This window comes from Fundicoccus sp. Sow4_H7, assembly GCF_052115865.1.
Taxonomy (GTDB): Bacteria; Bacillota; Bacilli; order Lactobacillales; family Aerococcaceae; genus Fundicoccus_A.
On record NZ_JBQKME010000009.1, the window covers coordinates 1 to 16,214 of the forward strand.

13 protein-coding genes are annotated in these 16,214 nt (G+C 36.0%); 11 read left to right on the forward strand and 2 right to left on the reverse strand.

Annotation, left to right across the window (positions count from 1 at the left end; all coding sequences use genetic code 11):
- Positions 1 to 303: 303 nt before the first annotated feature.
- The 11 genes from dptG to ACTQ54_RS09105 all read left to right on the forward strand — a co-directional run bounded on the left by dptG (position 304) and on the right by ACTQ54_RS09105 (position 14,084).
- Positions 304 to 1,635, forward strand: a complete 1,332-nt coding sequence (gene dptG / locus ACTQ54_RS09055) for a DNA phosphorothioation-dependent restriction protein DptG (protein WP_441756140.1) — start codon at positions 304 to 306, stop codon at positions 1,633 to 1,635.
- On the forward strand, positions 1,616 to 6,958 hold the full coding sequence (locus ACTQ54_RS09060; RefSeq protein WP_441756142.1) for a helicase HerA domain-containing protein: 5,343 nt from the start codon (positions 1,616 to 1,618) through the stop codon (positions 6,956 to 6,958). The genes dptG and ACTQ54_RS09060 overlap by 20 nt, the downstream gene beginning before the upstream one ends.
- Before the next feature lie 324 nt (positions 6,959 to 7,282).
- The gene (locus tag ACTQ54_RS09065; protein WP_441756144.1) at positions 7,283 to 7,792 is read left to right on the forward strand and encodes a hypothetical protein; all 510 of its coding nucleotides are present in this window, start codon (positions 7,283 to 7,285) and stop codon (positions 7,790 to 7,792) included.
- Positions 7,793 to 8,079: 287 nt separating this feature from the next.
- A complete protein-coding gene (locus ACTQ54_RS09070) occupies positions 8,080 to 8,508 on the forward strand; it encodes a GNAT family N-acetyltransferase (protein WP_441756145.1) in 429 nt (142 codons plus the stop codon).
- A 278-nt stretch (positions 8,509 to 8,786) separates the two neighbouring features.
- Positions 8,787 to 9,167, forward strand: a complete 381-nt coding sequence (locus ACTQ54_RS09075; protein ID WP_441756301.1) for a DUF6933 domain-containing protein — start codon at positions 8,787 to 8,789, stop codon at positions 9,165 to 9,167.
- Positions 9,168 to 9,285: 118 nt separating this feature from the next.
- Positions 9,286 to 9,429 carry a hypothetical protein gene (locus ACTQ54_RS09080; RefSeq protein ID WP_441756146.1) on the forward strand — a complete coding sequence of 48 codons (144 nt, stop codon included), beginning with the start codon at positions 9,286 to 9,288 and terminating at the stop codon, positions 9,427 to 9,429.
- A gap of 143 nt (positions 9,430 to 9,572) precedes the next feature.
- Entirely contained in the window at positions 9,573 to 11,246 is a 1,674-nt protein-coding gene (locus ACTQ54_RS09085; protein WP_441756148.1) for a formate--tetrahydrofolate ligase, read from the forward strand.
- Positions 11,246 to 11,806 carry a 5-formyltetrahydrofolate cyclo-ligase gene (locus ACTQ54_RS09090; RefSeq protein ID WP_441756149.1) on the forward strand — a complete coding sequence of 187 codons (561 nt, stop codon included), beginning with the start codon at positions 11,246 to 11,248 and terminating at the stop codon, positions 11,804 to 11,806. Before ACTQ54_RS09085 ends, ACTQ54_RS09090 begins: the two co-directional genes overlap by 1 nt.
- A gap of 30 nt (positions 11,807 to 11,836) precedes the next feature.
- The gene (locus ACTQ54_RS09095; RefSeq protein WP_441756151.1) at positions 11,837 to 12,436 is read left to right on the forward strand and encodes a cyclodeaminase/cyclohydrolase family protein; all 600 of its coding nucleotides are present in this window, start codon (positions 11,837 to 11,839) and stop codon (positions 12,434 to 12,436) included.
- Between the two features lie 18 nt (positions 12,437 to 12,454).
- A complete protein-coding gene (locus tag ACTQ54_RS09100; protein WP_441756153.1) occupies positions 12,455 to 13,303 on the forward strand; it encodes a bifunctional 5,10-methylenetetrahydrofolate dehydrogenase/5,10-methenyltetrahydrofolate cyclohydrolase in 849 nt (282 codons plus the stop codon).
- Positions 13,304 to 13,328: 25 nt separating this feature from the next.
- Entirely contained in the window at positions 13,329 to 14,084 is a 756-nt protein-coding gene (locus ACTQ54_RS09105; protein ID WP_441756155.1) for a formate/nitrite transporter family protein, read from the forward strand.
- 193 nt (positions 14,085 to 14,277) lie between these two features.
- Here the strand turns inward: ACTQ54_RS09105 and fabV are convergent, their stop codons facing one another.
- On the reverse strand, positions 14,278 to 15,471 hold the full coding sequence (gene fabV, locus ACTQ54_RS09110) for an enoyl-ACP reductase FabV (RefSeq protein WP_441756156.1): 1,194 nt from the start codon (positions 15,469 to 15,471) through the stop codon (positions 14,278 to 14,280).
- A gap of 70 nt (positions 15,472 to 15,541) precedes the next feature.
- Entirely contained in the window at positions 15,542 to 16,192 is a 651-nt protein-coding gene (locus ACTQ54_RS09115) for a phosphatase PAP2 family protein (protein ID WP_441756158.1), read from the reverse strand.
- Positions 16,193 to 16,214: the final 22 nt, after the last annotated feature.

The window sequence follows — 16,214 nt, forward strand, 5'->3', positions numbered from 1 at the left end:
CCACCTTTTACAATACTATTATCAATATTGTAATATAAGCGGTGTTTTGTTGATAGCGTAAGTGTCCAATCCTACTTAGCATTTTCTGTCTAGTACAGCTTAGCATTCACAAAAGTAGATAAAGGTTATTTTTTAAAAGAAGAAGATTATCAAAATGCCGTACAATTTGATCGATTTGTAAAGGAATATCTATACGCGCAAGAGTTGTTAGATCACAATTATTTATTTAATTTAGATACAAATCGTTTATATGAATTAATTGATAACTACGGTCAAGTAGAATTGAATTGGAAGGAATAATAGATGGATACAGTTAATAAGCTTATCAAACTAGTTAAATTGGATACTGGAAAACACTATGCAGCTCAGCACATGAGAGGACGTTTGTTTCCCTTTCATACTAGGAATCCTGAAAGGGTTAAATTTAATGATCCATTTATGGACATTGTAGGTATAATGGTACGTTTGACTTTAGGTTTTTCAAATGATTTAGAGGATATTGAAGAAAAATATATCGAACGAATTAACACAAATATTACAACTAATGGTGATATTCAACAAACAGAAGTAGAAACACTCTTTTCATTCAATTTTTCTGAAATTAATGTGCCTGAATTATTAAAATACTATCCTATACAACATTCTGAAAATGAGAAAGAGACAAACGGGAAAATTATTTTAGCAAAATATTTAAATGGACTTTTCCGTATTGATCAGAATCAAGGCTGGAAGCAATTTATTTCAAATAAACATGAAACAATCACACTTTATGATCAAATTGTATCACAAAATTTACCTGAATTGAGTAAAGATAGAAGTAGACGTGAAGAGTTTCAATATTTTAATCAAGATGAAATTTCACAGTTATTCAATGAAGATTTGAATACTTTAATGAAAAACGAAAGCATTTTTATGTCAAATATTGCTTTGTTAGTTGCATATTATATGTTCTATTATATTGTTCAACAGGCTTTTCAAATAGATATGTCAAATAATAAACCATTTGAAATGTGGTACACATTTGAGAACGAGCGTGTGTCTAAAGGACGTAATGCCTATCGAATAGGTTATCGATTATTGCTTGATAAATCTAAAGATTTTTTAGTCAATGTTAATGTGGTTGACTATTTAAATGTTCTAATAGGACATGAAGAAGTTTACAGTTTAGATCGTTTAATGAATGAGAAGGAATTATCAGATATTTTACTGCCTAAGATTTTTAAATTTAATCAGCAATTCGCACAAGTAAAAAAAGAAGAATTTGATTCATTTGTAGATTTAGAGAAACAAATTCAACAACTAAAGCGATTATTGAAAAAAAGTTTAAATAAGGAAATTCAGTCCAGATATGCTGTATCGTTTAAAGAGTTTTCGAAATTAGGATTTATTCGCTCAAGAGGACAATTAGGTTATATCTTGAATGCTTCTCCCGAACTCATTTTATTATTTGTATCCGTTATTGTAGGGGCACAAGAGAAAATGTTAATCAGAGATTTCTTTATTGCATTAGAAAAAAGAGGATTGTACTTCGATTCAATGTCTAGGAGAGAAATAGTGGCCTATTTTGAAAAAGTTAATATTTTAGAAAAATTATCAGATAGTGGAGATGCACAATATGTTAAATCAATACTATGAGTTCCTAACCAATACTCTTATTACGTGGTTATCGAATCAAAATAGTTTAAATAGTGGTAGCAAGTACTTTGTTTTATTAGATAACGCAGAAGATACTAGTAATTTTTACCAAACTATACGTAATTATGATTTTGAAGGTAAAATTAATTTTAAGAGTTCTGAATTTGATTTTGAAACTGTTGGTTATCAAAGTAATGGTGTAAAAATTTTATTTGTTGCTCCAATTAATAATGTGACAGCAGATTTTTTAGTTACTGTCCGTAATCGAGTTAATGCTAATCAAGGTGAATGGAAGAATACGGCAGTCTTTTTTATGGTTCATAACGCATTAGATTCAATTGTTGGTGGAGCATATGATGTGAGTCAGAAAGACGCACCATTTAATTCGAAAAAGATAGAGGATGCTGTATTAAAAGAAATTAGTAAAGCTGAATTAAGTCGGGGTCATAAGTTAATATTAGAGTCATATTTAAAAGAAGTTACCAATCAGCCTATGACTGTGTTAAAAGATTTTGAAACCTTATTTAATATTCTAGAAGCAAAGCATGTTTCTGATGATGATTTTAATACAATGGGATATTTTCCTGACAACCAAATAAATACCTATGACGACGATAGAACAATAAAAGATCGTATTCAACAAAACAAAAAATTGTTTGAAAATGTAGAAACAATTCATCAATTCTCCGATGTAAGAGACCGATTAAGTGAGGCTTTTCAAGGAAATGAAGTTATAAGAGATTTAGCAAAAGAAGACGATTGGAAGTTGGTAGAGTTTAATAGAGTAAATAAAGCGAAAAACGATTTTGATCAGAATAATATTCGAGATATTGAGATTGACACCGATAAAATAAAAGAGTCAGATGATAAAATATGGTTTAGGTTACATGGGACAACTAAAGCACAGAGAAGAAAAGCTCACTTTGTGATCTCTAATACTGGAAAAAATAATGAGATTAAATTAGAGATTCCGTTTGATGACAGGCTAAGACAAAGTGATATTAATAGAAATCTTAGTTATGTGAATAGATCTTTTGGAGTTACTCATGATGATTATGAAATATTGACTCAAAACAAAAAATTAGTTATTCATTTAAAAAACTTAATGCCCTCTCAAACATATGGTGGAAAAATTCAATATACTCATTATGGTAAAGGAAATCTAAAATTTATTATTTCATTTATGGTCCTGCCTTTCTCGTTAAATATTATTAAGAAATTAAGACCAAACTTTCAAATTAACATTCTTGGGAGTAGAAAGAATCGAAAATATTATTTTGGAGTAGCAGATTCAAATTCGAGATATCAATTTGGTGATGGAGAAAAAGAAATACAAATTTCAAATAATAATGAACTTCAAAATGAAGATATATCGGATTCAACAATTATCTTATCAGATTCGTTTTCAGGAGAGGTTATAGAAGATTTGCGTTTTGAGGCGAAAATTGGGGAGTACTTTTTCCCATTTGAATTAATGGACGTTATTTATAAACCAATACCCTCACCAGCTATTACAGTTGAACGGATGCGTTTAGGAATAAAGGACAGTCAGTTTATCTATCAAGATCATAAAATATATACAGGATCAAGAAATATTTCAGTAGAGAAGTTATATCAAGAATATTTAGATCTTGAACTAATAATTATTGAGAGCCAATCTTTATCTGGGGAAATGCTAGGCCAAAATTATCAAGCTATTGAATTGAGACTTCCTAAAAGTGTTAACGATGCCTACAAAAAGTTATTTGATTACTATAAGAAAGAAGAAACCACGCTCTCTCTAGCCGTTCCAAATGAGATACATCTTGAATTATTGCAAAATGTTTTGTCATCAATTAGAGATGAGTTGGATCAGTCTTTAGTTAATCAAAAATCCATAGACACCAGTATTAGAGATATTGCAAGAATTGGAGTAGTAATGGATGGGGATGTTATCAGAGTAAATCCGTTAAATCCTTTGCAGATTGCTTATCAATTGGAACTGAATGAAGCTTTAGGAAATAGTCAAGAAGTACCTAGAGATGCTATTTTGTCAACTTTAAATGCTGAAAATCTATTGCCCTATGTTAAAGTAAATAATCAACATTACCAAGCAACCTATACTAGAAATTACCCTAGATGGATGTTTTATAATAAAATATCTGATCGTCAATTATCAGATTTGTCTTCAAATATTATTACTCAACGGATAGATGACTATTTAAATCAATATCAATTTATGTTCTCTACTAACTCTGAAATGGTACTGAATATAGCAGCAATAGATATCCTAGATGAAAAGAACTTCTTTGATGCGATTATCAACTTTATGGTAGGCAGATTGAAGGATGTAAAAGATATTAAGGATATTAATCCAATTAATCTGTATGTAAATAAGATAGGTTATTCAATAAATTCTCTTTTCAGACAATTATATAATCTCAGCAATATGGAAGAATTAAATAACTTATTGAAAAATACTATCTTAAAACGACATTATAAAGATTATGAAGACTATGAAGTCATTGAAATGCTACAACATAAAATTAGTATTTATAAATTGCCTGAAAAAGACTCTGAACAAAGAGAAGACTTATTTTTCCATATTACTTTTTATCAGTTCTCTCAAAAAGACAAGATAAATGATTATAATATGAATAACCTAAGTAAAAACTATAGCTTGAATGGTCTATTAAATAACAGTCAATTTTACTTAGAAAATAACCAATATATCAACGGATTTGGATTAGGAAGATCAACTGATGTTAGTGATGAATCTGAATTGATACAATTTACATCTATGTGGAATAGTTTTATTGCTAAAACAAATAATGTAACTGATATTTATCAAGAAGATTTTACTTTAGTGAATTATGTTCCAAAAATTAATCAAGCAGAATTGAAACCGATGTTTGATTCGAGTGGTTGGGTGACGCTTTTAAACTTAGATGTTGATTTATCGTATTTTTATGATGATGATAACTTAGACTTAATTGTCATTCATTATTCGGATCAAAATGCCTCTAATCAGTATGAGTCGGTAACTGTTACTAATGATGTAACTCAATATGAGTATTTATTAAATATTCACTTAGGAGAATATAGTGCAGTTAACGAAATTAATACGGAGGAAATCATAAAGAATTTTAATGCGATTAATGGACAATGGTTGCTGAAATTAATTTCAAACAAACAAAAGCAACGTGGTAATCGACATGTATTTCGTGAAAAGCTTAGTATAATCTCAGCTTACAAAGAATTATTAGGTATTTTAAAACATCCTGATATTTATTGGGTACCTATTTCTATGGAAGAGATTTTACGTGTTTCAGGAATGGTTGGCTTAAGTAAATCACAAGGTTTGTTTAGTGCAGCTAATTTAGGTCATTCTGGTGCCACTAATGATGATTTACTGATGATGGGAATGGACGTAAGTGGCAGTAAGATTAAACTTCATTTTTTACCTGTTGAAGTTAAAATTGGAATAAATGACACCTCAATTAGAAAAAAAGCCATCAAGCAAGTTGAAAATACTTATTCAATACTACAGAGCTTTTTAAGTGAGATAAATGAAGACTCCTTTATGCGAAAATACTATTTAAACTTTTTCATTTCGCTAATGATAAGCAATCTGAAAAAGATGATTATTAGTGATATTTACATAGTTGATGAGATTCCTAATTTAGAAGAAATTATTGATCAATTAAATATTGGAAATTTTGAGTTATCAAATGAAATGCTATCCTATTATGGCAAAGGTTTTATTTTTGAATTTACGACAGAGCAAAATGCACGGATAATTCAGCGATTAATTGAGGATGATATATCCTTAATTAAAGTACCAGAATCAGATGCCTATAATGTTGTTTCACATAATACACGTGAGCTTATAAATGGAATATCACAAGGTAAATTTGATTTTGCTCCTGAGACATTATTAATTAATAAAAAAGAGAGTTCTAATGATAATCAGTTTGATAATCGTAATAAGGATTCAATATCAATTTCATCTAAGGCGAATGTAGTTAAATTAGACATGCATATAGAAGATGAGCTAATTTATCCAACAGAGAACAGAGATACACCTACTTTTGTTGCAGAACAACAAGACGAAAAAAACGTAATTGATGAAGATTCTGATTTTGATTTTGTTAGACATGAAGAAGAGTTGGATAATGTTCTAGAGAAAAAAAGATCAGACTGGCCGATTGATACTCCTAAAGTAAAACTTTCTGATAAACGATTATTAATTGGAAAAGTTTTAGGATCAAATTATGAAGTGTTCTGGGAGTATGGACACAAACAGCTTTCGAATCGACATATGTTAGTTACGGGTAAATCCGGACAAGGAAAAACTTATTTTATTCAGACACTTTTATATGAATTTTCTAAAAATGATTTAAATGTTTTAGTAGTAGATTATACGGATGGTTTTTTACCAACTCAATTAGATGATGCTTTGCAAAGGAATTTAGGGGAAAAATTAAAACATAAAATTATTTACCAAGAATTAATGCCGTTAAATCCATTTAAAATTCAAAAAATTGATTTAGGTGGATTTGAAATTGATGAAACAGTTTTGGATATGGTTGAAAGAGTTGTTCAAATAATTGATTATGTGTTTGATTTGGGAATACAGCAACGGACGTTGTTAACGGAGACGATAAAAGCAGGGTACGAACAGAATCAATCATTTTATACATTTTCATACTTAAGAGAAGATTTAAAAAATAGTGACGATAGTGCTAAACGTAATTTATATGGTAGAATCAGCACTCTCTTAGACAGAGATCCATTTGCTTATAATAATGATTTTAGTTGGAGTGACATTTATAACAATAATGGAGAAGTTCATATATTCCAACTAAAAGGTTATCAAAGACAAATTCAACAAGTTATGATTGAGTTTATGTTATGGGATTTGGTACAATATGCGACAATTGCAGGAAATGAATCAAAACCTTTACCGATTGTATTGGATGAAATTCAAAACTTGAATTTTAACGCCAATTCACCAGCAGTTAAGATTCTAAGGGAAGGGCGTAAATTCGGTCTTTCAGGTATTTTCGCAACCCAATCCTTAGATTCTGTGAGAGGATCTGACAGCGAAGCAATTTACAATGCCGCACAACAAGTACACTTCCTTCCACCAGATTCACAAGTTAAAAACATTACTAAGATGATGTCATCATCTGGTTCTAGTTCACAAGATGTGGAGAATCAACTTAAAAATCTACATAAGGGTGAGGCGGTTATAAATGGTCCAATATTAAATGATCAAGGGAATTTAACACCTCCACAAAGATATGGTGTTAGCATTAGTTCGTTCGATGAACGTTTATAACGGATATTATTTCACAACGTATCTGGAGGATTAAGGTTGGATTGAAGTAATCCCTAAAAACTATAACCAACCCAAAAACAGCTAACCCGCTATTCTCAGCAGGTTAGCTGTTTTTTGAATTGACTTATTTTTTCATTTTACATCATAATGGGAATGAGGAGAGTCACGTTATAAATCATAATTTTATAGAAAAGAGAATTCGAAAATGAGTAAGCTTTCAGAGCTCAAGGCCCAACTTGACTTGATTAGAAAACAATATGTGCATCAAAACGCATCGGAAGAGAGGCAGAACTTACTTGAAAAGGGATGCGCATCGTAGAGATAGTGAGTCAAGCTTTAGCGTTAGAATTACTTGCCGAAGTAATCGTAACAGGTGTTTTATCTGTCCAATTTTATACGGCAAGCAATTATACAACGCAAGATATTGATTTAATCATAGAAAACATTGATAATAACGAAGAAAAACAAATCATTTTTAAGCAATTGGGCTTTAATAAAATTGGTAATCGAACATGGGTTTTGGACGATATAGGAGTACTTATTGAAAAAGTAGGCGATAGTATATTTGAAGGACAGAGTAAGGAAACATTGGCGGTACAAACAATGGATGGATATACAGTTAGCTTTGTCAATGTCAATGATATTATTATTGATCGAATAAAAGGCCTAGCCTATTGGGCGGAAAAGGATTATTTAGATCAAATTATTGACTTGATAACTTTTAATGAAGCAACAATTGATGTTAGCTATATTGAAAATAATTTAATAGAAATTGAAACAGATGTATGGAAAGTGATTATGCTTTTATTCGATGAAGATAAGCTAGAATCTTGAATACATAATCTTGAAGAAGCACTCAATAATTACAATATTCCACACGGCTTCTTTACTGAAATCAAAGAAGAAAAAGGAATTATTTATTTTATAAATACAGAGAACTCTCATAAGCTATATATTGGATTTGACCTGTTAGGGGATAGCGTTTTTTTGCTGTATAATGAAGATGAAGAAAGGTTCCATAAAAGAAATCGTTGCAATGCAAAGAAAGCAAAAATTATGCAAACTTTTCCCTCTACAAGGTTGCGATATAATGATAAAGATAAACTTGAAAGGAGTTATATATGATCAGAAAACTACAACCATCCGATATTGCTCAAGTCAAACAAATCTGGCTCAAAATAAATATCTCTGCCCATGACTTTGTAGAAGCTGAATATTGGTATGAGCAGTTGGAAGAATTAGAACCAGCGCTGTTAGAATCAGACGTTTGGGTTTATGAAGAAGATGATAAAATTGTGGGTTTTATTGGTATACGCAACGATTTTGTTGAAGGATTGTTTGTTAAAGAAGCCTTTCAATCAAAAGGAATTGGGAAGCAATTATTGGATCATGTAAAAATAAATCGTGAAACACTTGCTCTAACTGTTTATCAAAGAAATTGGCGAGCATGGCGATTTTATAAGCGGGAAGGTTTTGAGATTCAAACAAAAGGCTTTGATGAAGTTAACGGCGAGCCAGAATATTTTATGCTTTGGATGAAGAATTCTTAATGTAAATATCGCTGGTTTTTGAGATGGGAACTGCCTAACTAGTAAAGATGCTAGTTAGGTAGTTTTTTGCTATAAACTTATGTCATACATTCAGGTAAATCTGGAAACTCAATGATGTTAAGGTATAATAGATTTACTAGTAAGGATCTGAAGAAAATTTATTTATTGTTGAGAGGAAAGCTTATGTTAATCCAATGTACAAAGGCGCTCCGTGATAAATTAGGTATAAAAGATAGTGGATTAGCCCCGTCTGATACGCACCTAGCTTTGGAGTCGTTATTTATGGTGTGCTTAAGAAAGTTTTTGCTAAGCTAAATGAATTAATTATTGAAGCGATTACTGAAGCATTACGCATAGAAGGCGTTAGCAAAGATGTCATTAATAATTATGTGAATGAGGCAGGGGATATTTATTATGCTAAAACTGCAAATCGATCTTTAGTAGCAAGAACGAATAATTATGTCCAGATGGTTTACGCTTTTGATGAATATTTAGCTAAAGAGACTGTCCATCAACCTTATTTAAGTCTCTTGGCGAACAGAGATGTACAAGATTATGGTAACCGTGACATTGATTTACCAGCAGACCGGATGAAACAGCGTTTGGTTTCATCCGGTGCTATTAAAGAAAGTTTAGATGTTGAAATGTATCAGTTATAGATAAAGCTTGATTTACCGGGTTATGATGTTTGGCGAGGTTATCATTTGCATGTTTTTGTTGCAGAAAAAGAAGGGTCTAAAGGTCTTTATATTGTGATGGATGAAGATCCCCGATTTTTTGGATTTTGTAGATCACGGTATCTTTGACGTTAAATATGAGTACATTGTTTCTTTAGAAGAAGTGTTCAAACAGTTTCATACCCTAAAGTATAATTATGACTATGGTGATGATTGGGAACATGTCATGGAAGGTATTGATTAGGAGGGTTTAAGGTCGACTAGTCAATTAATGGTTAGTTTACTACTCGATTAAACTTATATCTAGATAGCCTTCTATTATGCTATACTAAATATGAAAATAATGTAAGCATTATAGGGATATTTATTTAAAAAAGGAGATAGGATATGGTGGAATTCTTGACGGATGCCCAAATTGCTCAACAAACTGAATTAAAGCCGATTAGAGAAATTATCGCTCAATTAGGTTTAGAACAAGATGATTTTGAGCTGTATGGGAAGTTTAAAGCGAAATTAAATATCAACCGTTTAAAAGATAAGCCAGCTGACGGCAAGCTGATTTTGGTGACGGCCATTAGTCCGACGCCTGCAGGTGAAGGGAAGACGACAACCTCGATTGGTTTAGGCGACGGTTTGATTCGGATTGGAAAAAAAGCGGTGATTGCTTTGCGAGAACCTTCATTAGGACCGGTTTTTGGTATGAAAGGTGGCGCTGCGGGTGGTGGATATTCGCAGGTTGTTCCGATGGAAGATATTAATTTGCATTTTACGGGAGATTTTCATGCCATTGGGGCGGCGAATAATTTGTTGGCGGCTTTAATTGATAACCATATTCATCATGGGAATGAATTGAATATTGATAGTCGACGGATTGTTTGGAAGCGTGTTGTGGATATGAATGATCGTCAGCTGCGTAATATCGTCGATGGTTTAGGTGGCAAAACGAATGGTGTGCCGCGTGAGGACAGTTATGAAATTACAGTGGCTTCGGAAGTGATGGCGATTTTATGTTTAGCTAAGGACATTAGTGATTTAAAAAATCGTCTTGCGCGAATTGTTGTCGGTTATAATGTTCAATCTGAACCCGTGACGGCTGGTGACTTGAAAGCGCAAGGTGCCATGGCAGCTTTGTTGAAAGATGCGATTAAACCGAATTTAGTACAGACACTTGAGCATAATCCTGTCTTTATTCATGGCGGCCCTTTTGCTAATATTGCTCATGGATGTAATTCTGTGATTGCGACAGAAACAGCTTTAAAATTAGGAGACTACACGGTGACTGAAGCGGGTTTTGGGGCAGACTTAGGGGCAGAGAAATTTATTGATATTAAAGGTCGTGAATTGGGGCGTAAACCGGATGCGGTTGTGCTGGTGGCGACGGTTCGTGCGTTGAAGATGCATGGCGGTTTGAAGAAGACGGACTTAAAAGATGAGGATTTGGCTGCTTTGGAAAGAGGTATGCCGAATTTGGTGAAGCATCTGGAAAATATTCGTCAGGTATACCAATTGCCAGTGGTTGTGGCTATTAATAAATTTCCGACCGATACGCCGGCCGAACTTGATTTGGTTATCGAAGCTTGTCAGGCTTTAGGTGTTGAAGCTTCGATATCGGATGTTTGGGCTCAAGGTGGCGCAGGGGCGATTGATTTAGCGGAAAAAGTTGTCGCGATTGCTGACCAGCCTTCGAATGGTGCTTTTGTTTATGAAGATGAGACGAGTGTTCAAGAGAAAATTGCTGCTATCGTAACCAAAATTTACGGTGGAAGTCATGTGACTTACCAACTAGCTGCTGAGCGTGAAATTCGTCGCATCGAAAAAAATGGTTACGGCCATCTGCCCGTCTGCATGGCGAAAACACAATATTCCTTCTCCGACGATCCAAAGAAATTAGGAAGACCGGTTGATTTTGAAATAAATATCCGTGATGTTAAACTATCGGCCGGTGCTGGTTTTATTGTGGTGTTAACGGGTGATATGATGACTATGCCAGGTTTACCGAAAGTCCCATCGTCTGAAGGAATCGACATTAGTGATGATGGCGTTATTACGGGGTTATTCTAATGAAAGAGATTAAGAAGCAGCTGCGCCAAGAGATGTTGGAATTACGAGTAGGCTTAGATAAAGATTATGTTTTAGCCTCGGATACTAGCATTGCAGAAAATGTTATTAATAGTGAGTGGTTTAAAGCGGCAAAAGTGATCTTTTGTTTTGTAAGTATGGAAGGGGAAGTCAATACTGCTCCAATTTTAGAAGCGGCAATGGCAGAAGGAAAAATTGTTTGTGTGCCGAAGGTGATTTCAAAGGGGAAAATGGAAGCCTTTGTGATTGAGTCGCTGGATGATTTTGAGTTAAGTTCATTTGGGATCAAAGAACCTAAAGAAGGTAGTCGCTTGGTGGATCCGCAAGAGATTGATTTAGGAATTATTCCTAATATTGTTGTTTCAAGTGATGGTTATCGTTTAGGCTATGGTGGCGGTTTTTATGACCGCTATTTATTAAGAACGGATATGAAGCGATTAGCGGTTTGTCGGCAGTTATTAATTCAGGAAAGCTTGCCAGTTGAACCACATGATATTAAAATGGATGCAATTGTCTCTGAAAATGGGCTGGTTCATTTATGAGATATTTATTTGAGGAAGAGGGTGTGTTGGATGGATAAGCAAGAATTTTTAGAGGCGCTGGCTTCAGATGCGGCTGCTCCTGGCGGAGGAGGCGGATCGGCTTATGTTGGTGCTGTTGGGGTGGCTTTGTCGCAAATGGCTTTGCGGGTTTCGCTGAAGACAGCCAAGGGCGAGGATGTTTCGGTGATTGAAAATTTAGTGACGGAAATGGAATCGTTGCGGCAGGCGCTTTTTGCGATGGTTCAAAAAGATGCGGATGCTTTTCTTCCTCTCTCTCAGGCTTATAAGTTGCCTAAGTCGGATTTGACACGTGCTGAAAAAATTCAAAAGGGCTTGGCATTTGCAGCTGAAGTGCCGATGGAGATGATGCGGCTAAATGTTGAGGCGATTCAATTGCATCAATTGGCTAAGCCGCTGGCGAATAAAATGATTGTTAGTGATGTCGGGACTGGGGTCATTATTTCTTTGTCTTCTTTAAAAGGTGCTTACATGAATGTGTTGGTCAATACGAAGTCCATTAAGGAAGAAGGTTTGCGGAAACAACTGGAGGATGAAGGGCGATATTTATTTGAAGTTGGCATTCAGATGGCGGAGGAAGTGTATTCTGACATAATAAATTTGATGGGGTGATCATGGGTGAGTATTATCATGAATGGGAAGGAAATTGCTCAGAAAATTCATGTCCGGAATTTGGAGCGGGTGGAAGTGTTGCTTGAAAAAGGGATTCAGCCTAAGATGGCCTTTGTGCGCATTGGCGAGGACCCGGCTTCTGTGGGCTATCAAAATTCGGCGATTAGAAAAGCGGAACGAAATCGGATTGAATGCGAGTCTTTTGTCTATCCACAAGATACTTCTGAAGATGCGTTTTTGAAGGCTTTTGAGGATTTAAATAAAGATCCGAATATTCATGGCATTTTGGTTTTGCGGCCTTTGCCGGACCATCTTTCTTATGAAAAAATTAGTCAGATGATTGATCTTGAAAAAGATGTCGATGGGATGAGTCCCTTTAATATTGGTAAAGCCTTTGATCCCAAAATTAATGACTTTATTCCGATTACGCCTGTTTCGGTGATGCGGATGTTGAAGCATTATGAGATTGATGTTAAAGGGAAAGATGTGGTGGTGGTTGGGCATAGTTTAGTTGTGGGTCGTCCTTTATCGATGCTGTTAGTTGATGAAGGAGCAACGGTTACTGTGTGTCATATTGATACCAAGGATACTAAAAGCTATACACAAAAAGCTGATATTGTTATTACAGCTACCGGTAAGAAATGGTTGATTACTAAGGACCATATTAAAGAAGGGGCTGTGGTTGTTGATGTGGGGACTAGCTATGAAGAAGATGGAAAAGTATATGGTGATGTGCATTTTGATGAGGTTGAGCCTTTGGTGAGTTATATTAATCCTGTTCCAGGTGGGATTGGATCGATTACGAGTGAAATTTTGTCTGAACGGGTGATATTGTCTGCATCAAAAGGATTAAAAGAAAACGAATAACAAGTGTGAAGGTGAGGATTTATGAATGGATTTGAAGGGCAATGATTTGTTAGAATTTACTGCTCGTAAAGGGGCGGATAAAGCGGCTTCGTCGGTAAAAAAAAGTGTTATATTAGGTTTTTTGGCGGGATTGTATATTTCAATTGGTTATGCCATGTATTTAATTGTTTTATCTAAAAGTGAGAGTGAATGGGCGAGTTTGGTAGGTTCTTTTTTATTTCCTATTGGTTTGTTGTTAATTGTGGTAGCTGGTGGGGAGTTATTTACTGGGAATGTTTTAGATGTCGGTGTTGCCTATTTGCGAGAGAAAACTTCTTTGCGATTGCTGGCTCGGAATTGGATGGTTGTTTTCATTTCTAATGCTTTGGGAGCGGTGTTTCTAGCCTATACGTTGGGCGAGGTGCTTGGCTTTAATTCCATATTGATGGGGACGGGAACGTTACAATATGCGATTGAAGGGAAAGTTAGTGGCTCGCCGATGCAAATGGTTGTATCAGGTATGTTGTGTAATATTATGGTGACTCTGGGGATTTGGGTCTCTAATAGTAGTAAGACGAATGTAGGGAAAATGGTGTTGTTGTGGGTTCCCATTGCTGGCTTTGTCTTTCTTGGGTTTCAACATAGTGTGGCGAATTTGTATTTGTTTGCGAGTGGGTTATTTGGTGGGCTCGTTAGTTGGAGCAGTGCTTTAGGGAATATATTCTTTGTTGTTATTGGGAATATTATTGGTGGAGCTTTGATTGTGGCTGGTTTGTATACTGAGGCTTATAGAGGGGATTAGTTTGGGGAGCGTGGAGTGGGGCGCGGTTCGCGCTCGTTCGGATGAAAAGTGGATTTCATCCGAGCGGTCTGCTCGCCCTCGTTTGTAAAGCAAGTTTCATCCGAGCGCGCTCATCTTCCAGCGCTTCTAGCAAAGTAAAAACCCCCTCGTCCGTCGGACGAGGGGGTTTTTTGCAGTGATATTTATTTGGGGGTTAATATTCTAGGGCAATGAGTTCTTCTAGGGTGACTTCTTCGGCTTGGTAGTTGTCGACGTCGAAGCCGCTGAGGTTATTGAATTCTTTCATAAAGGTGTCGTAGCCGGTTTTGTCTGAGGCGAAATTGTCCTGGTTGATGGTTAGAATGAGTTCCTCAGTGGCTTTTTGGACTTCGGGATCGAGTTCCCAGTTGTCTGGACGCAGGCGGCCTTTGTCATCGTACTCTGGGTTATTGCCGTACAACATGTCGCGGTAAATGCGGTCTTGGTGCATGATGGGTGTTTCGTGAGTGCCCTTGTCTTCCATGATGCGGTAGAGGCCGAGGCAGTAAACCGGGAAGAAAGGAATGACGGAACTGGCTTTTGTTGTCACTGCTGTGGCGACGACGATGGTTGCTTTTCCATTGATATCGGCCAGTAATTCGTTAATGTTGTCGGCTTTCACTTCACAATCGGCTTTTGCGCGGCCTAGGGTACCGTCGCCATAGTATGGGCGGTTCAAATCGGACCCTAAGTAGGAATAGTTAACGGTTAGGACATTGTCCGCCAAGACATCGGCTTCTTTCAAGGCTTCCATCCAAATTTGCCAATCTTCGCCACCCATGACTTTCACCGTGTCGGCAATTTCTTCTTCGGTGGCCGGATCTAGGGTGTGTTCTTGGAATTCATTTTTGGAAATGTCGATGTGGGGTCCGACAACTGTTTGGCCTATCGATTTGATGACGGAGTTGTAGCGCTCGCCTGTGTCAGGGTCAACGCGGACACCGGAAGCTAGGCTATAAACCACCAAGTCAACTTTCCCGCCAAACTCTTCTTTAATATAATCGATGACTTCTTGTTTCATTTCGTGGCTGAAAGCATCGCCAACAAAGTTTTTCGCCACTAAGCCTTCGGCTTCTGCAAACTGTTTAAAGTAAATATTATTATACCAACCAGCGGTTCCTAGATTTCGCTCCGACTTAGGTCCTTTTTCAAAGGATACGCCGATTGTATCGGCTTTTGCGCCAAACGCTAATGAAATCCTGGTAGCTAAACCGTAACTGGACGAAGCACCCAGAATGAGAACTTTTTTAGGGCCTTCGTAGTTACCTTGTTCTTTAACATAATTAATTTGATTTAACACTTCTTGCTTACATCCAATTGGATTCACGCCAAACGAAACATTACCACGTAATTTATGTTCGAATTTCACCGCAATCCCTCCATTTCAATTTTGTGTTTGGATACTACATACCATATCAAATTTTAGCTGAAGAAGGTAGTCAGACTGCTTTTCTAAAGAGATATTTATTAAAATAAATATCTGTGAGATCGCGTGTTAATAAATAAAAAACGTAGCCCAGCGCCAGGCCGGCGGTGATGTCCGAAAAGTAGTGCATGCCGAGGTAGACGCGGCTAAAGGCAATCAGCAAAACAAGGATATTCGTTGTGGCGTAGACCAGCTTTGGATAGCGACCCAGGGCGGTGTAGCGAATGAGAAAATTTGCGATGAGCGGGTAAATCATGGCGGATGCAAAGGCATGCCCACTCGGAAAAGAGTAGGATGCCTCGTACACCATCCGCAAACTTTCCTCAGGCCGTTCGCGCAGGATGATATTTTTGATTGTTGGGTTCACCACTAGATTGCCAAAAGCGATGGAAAGACCATACATGACGGCGCGCAGCGGTTTTTTGAATAGGGCAGCCATGACAATCACAGCTATGACTATGAAAAAGATGATAAATTGCGCATTGGCAAGTTTTGTAATCAATAAAAATAGCGGGTCGAGGATGGGGTTGCGAAATTGGATGACCCACTGCGAAATGGCGATATCAATGGATTGGATCCAATCGCGGGCGAATAAATATAAGAGTAGAATGATGGCGAAAACGGCGAGTGACAGTGATATTTTTTTTAGGGAATTGGACGACATAACTTGGCTCCTTTATTTGACA

Bases quoted from the DNA above. Each gene is read 5' to 3' on its own strand.
- dptG (WP_441756140.1), top strand. From the start codon at position 304: ATGGATACAGTTAATAAGCTTATCAAACTAGTTAAATTGGATACTGGA.
- ACTQ54_RS09060 (WP_441756142.1), top strand. From the start codon at position 1,616: ATGTTAAATCAATACTATGAGTTCCTAACCAATACTCTTATTACGTGG.
- ACTQ54_RS09070 (WP_441756145.1), top strand. From the start codon at position 8,080: ATGATCAGAAAACTACAACCATCCGATATTGCTCAAGTCAAACAAATC.
- ACTQ54_RS09085 (WP_441756148.1), top strand. From the start codon at position 9,573: ATGGTGGAATTCTTGACGGATGCCCAAATTGCTCAACAAACTGAATTA.
- ACTQ54_RS09090 (WP_441756149.1), top strand. From the start codon at position 11,246: ATGAAAGAGATTAAGAAGCAGCTGCGCCAAGAGATGTTGGAATTACGA.
- ACTQ54_RS09095 (WP_441756151.1), top strand. From the start codon at position 11,837: ATGGATAAGCAAGAATTTTTAGAGGCGCTGGCTTCAGATGCGGCTGCT.
- ACTQ54_RS09100 (WP_441756153.1), top strand. From the start codon at position 12,455: ATGAATGGGAAGGAAATTGCTCAGAAAATTCATGTCCGGAATTTGGAG.
- ACTQ54_RS09105 (WP_441756155.1), top strand. From the start codon at position 13,329: ATGGATTTGAAGGGCAATGATTTGTTAGAATTTACTGCTCGTAAAGGG.
- ACTQ54_RS09115 (WP_441756158.1), bottom strand. From the start codon at position 16,192: ATGTCGTCCAATTCCCTAAAAAAAATATCACTGTCACTCGCCGTTTTC.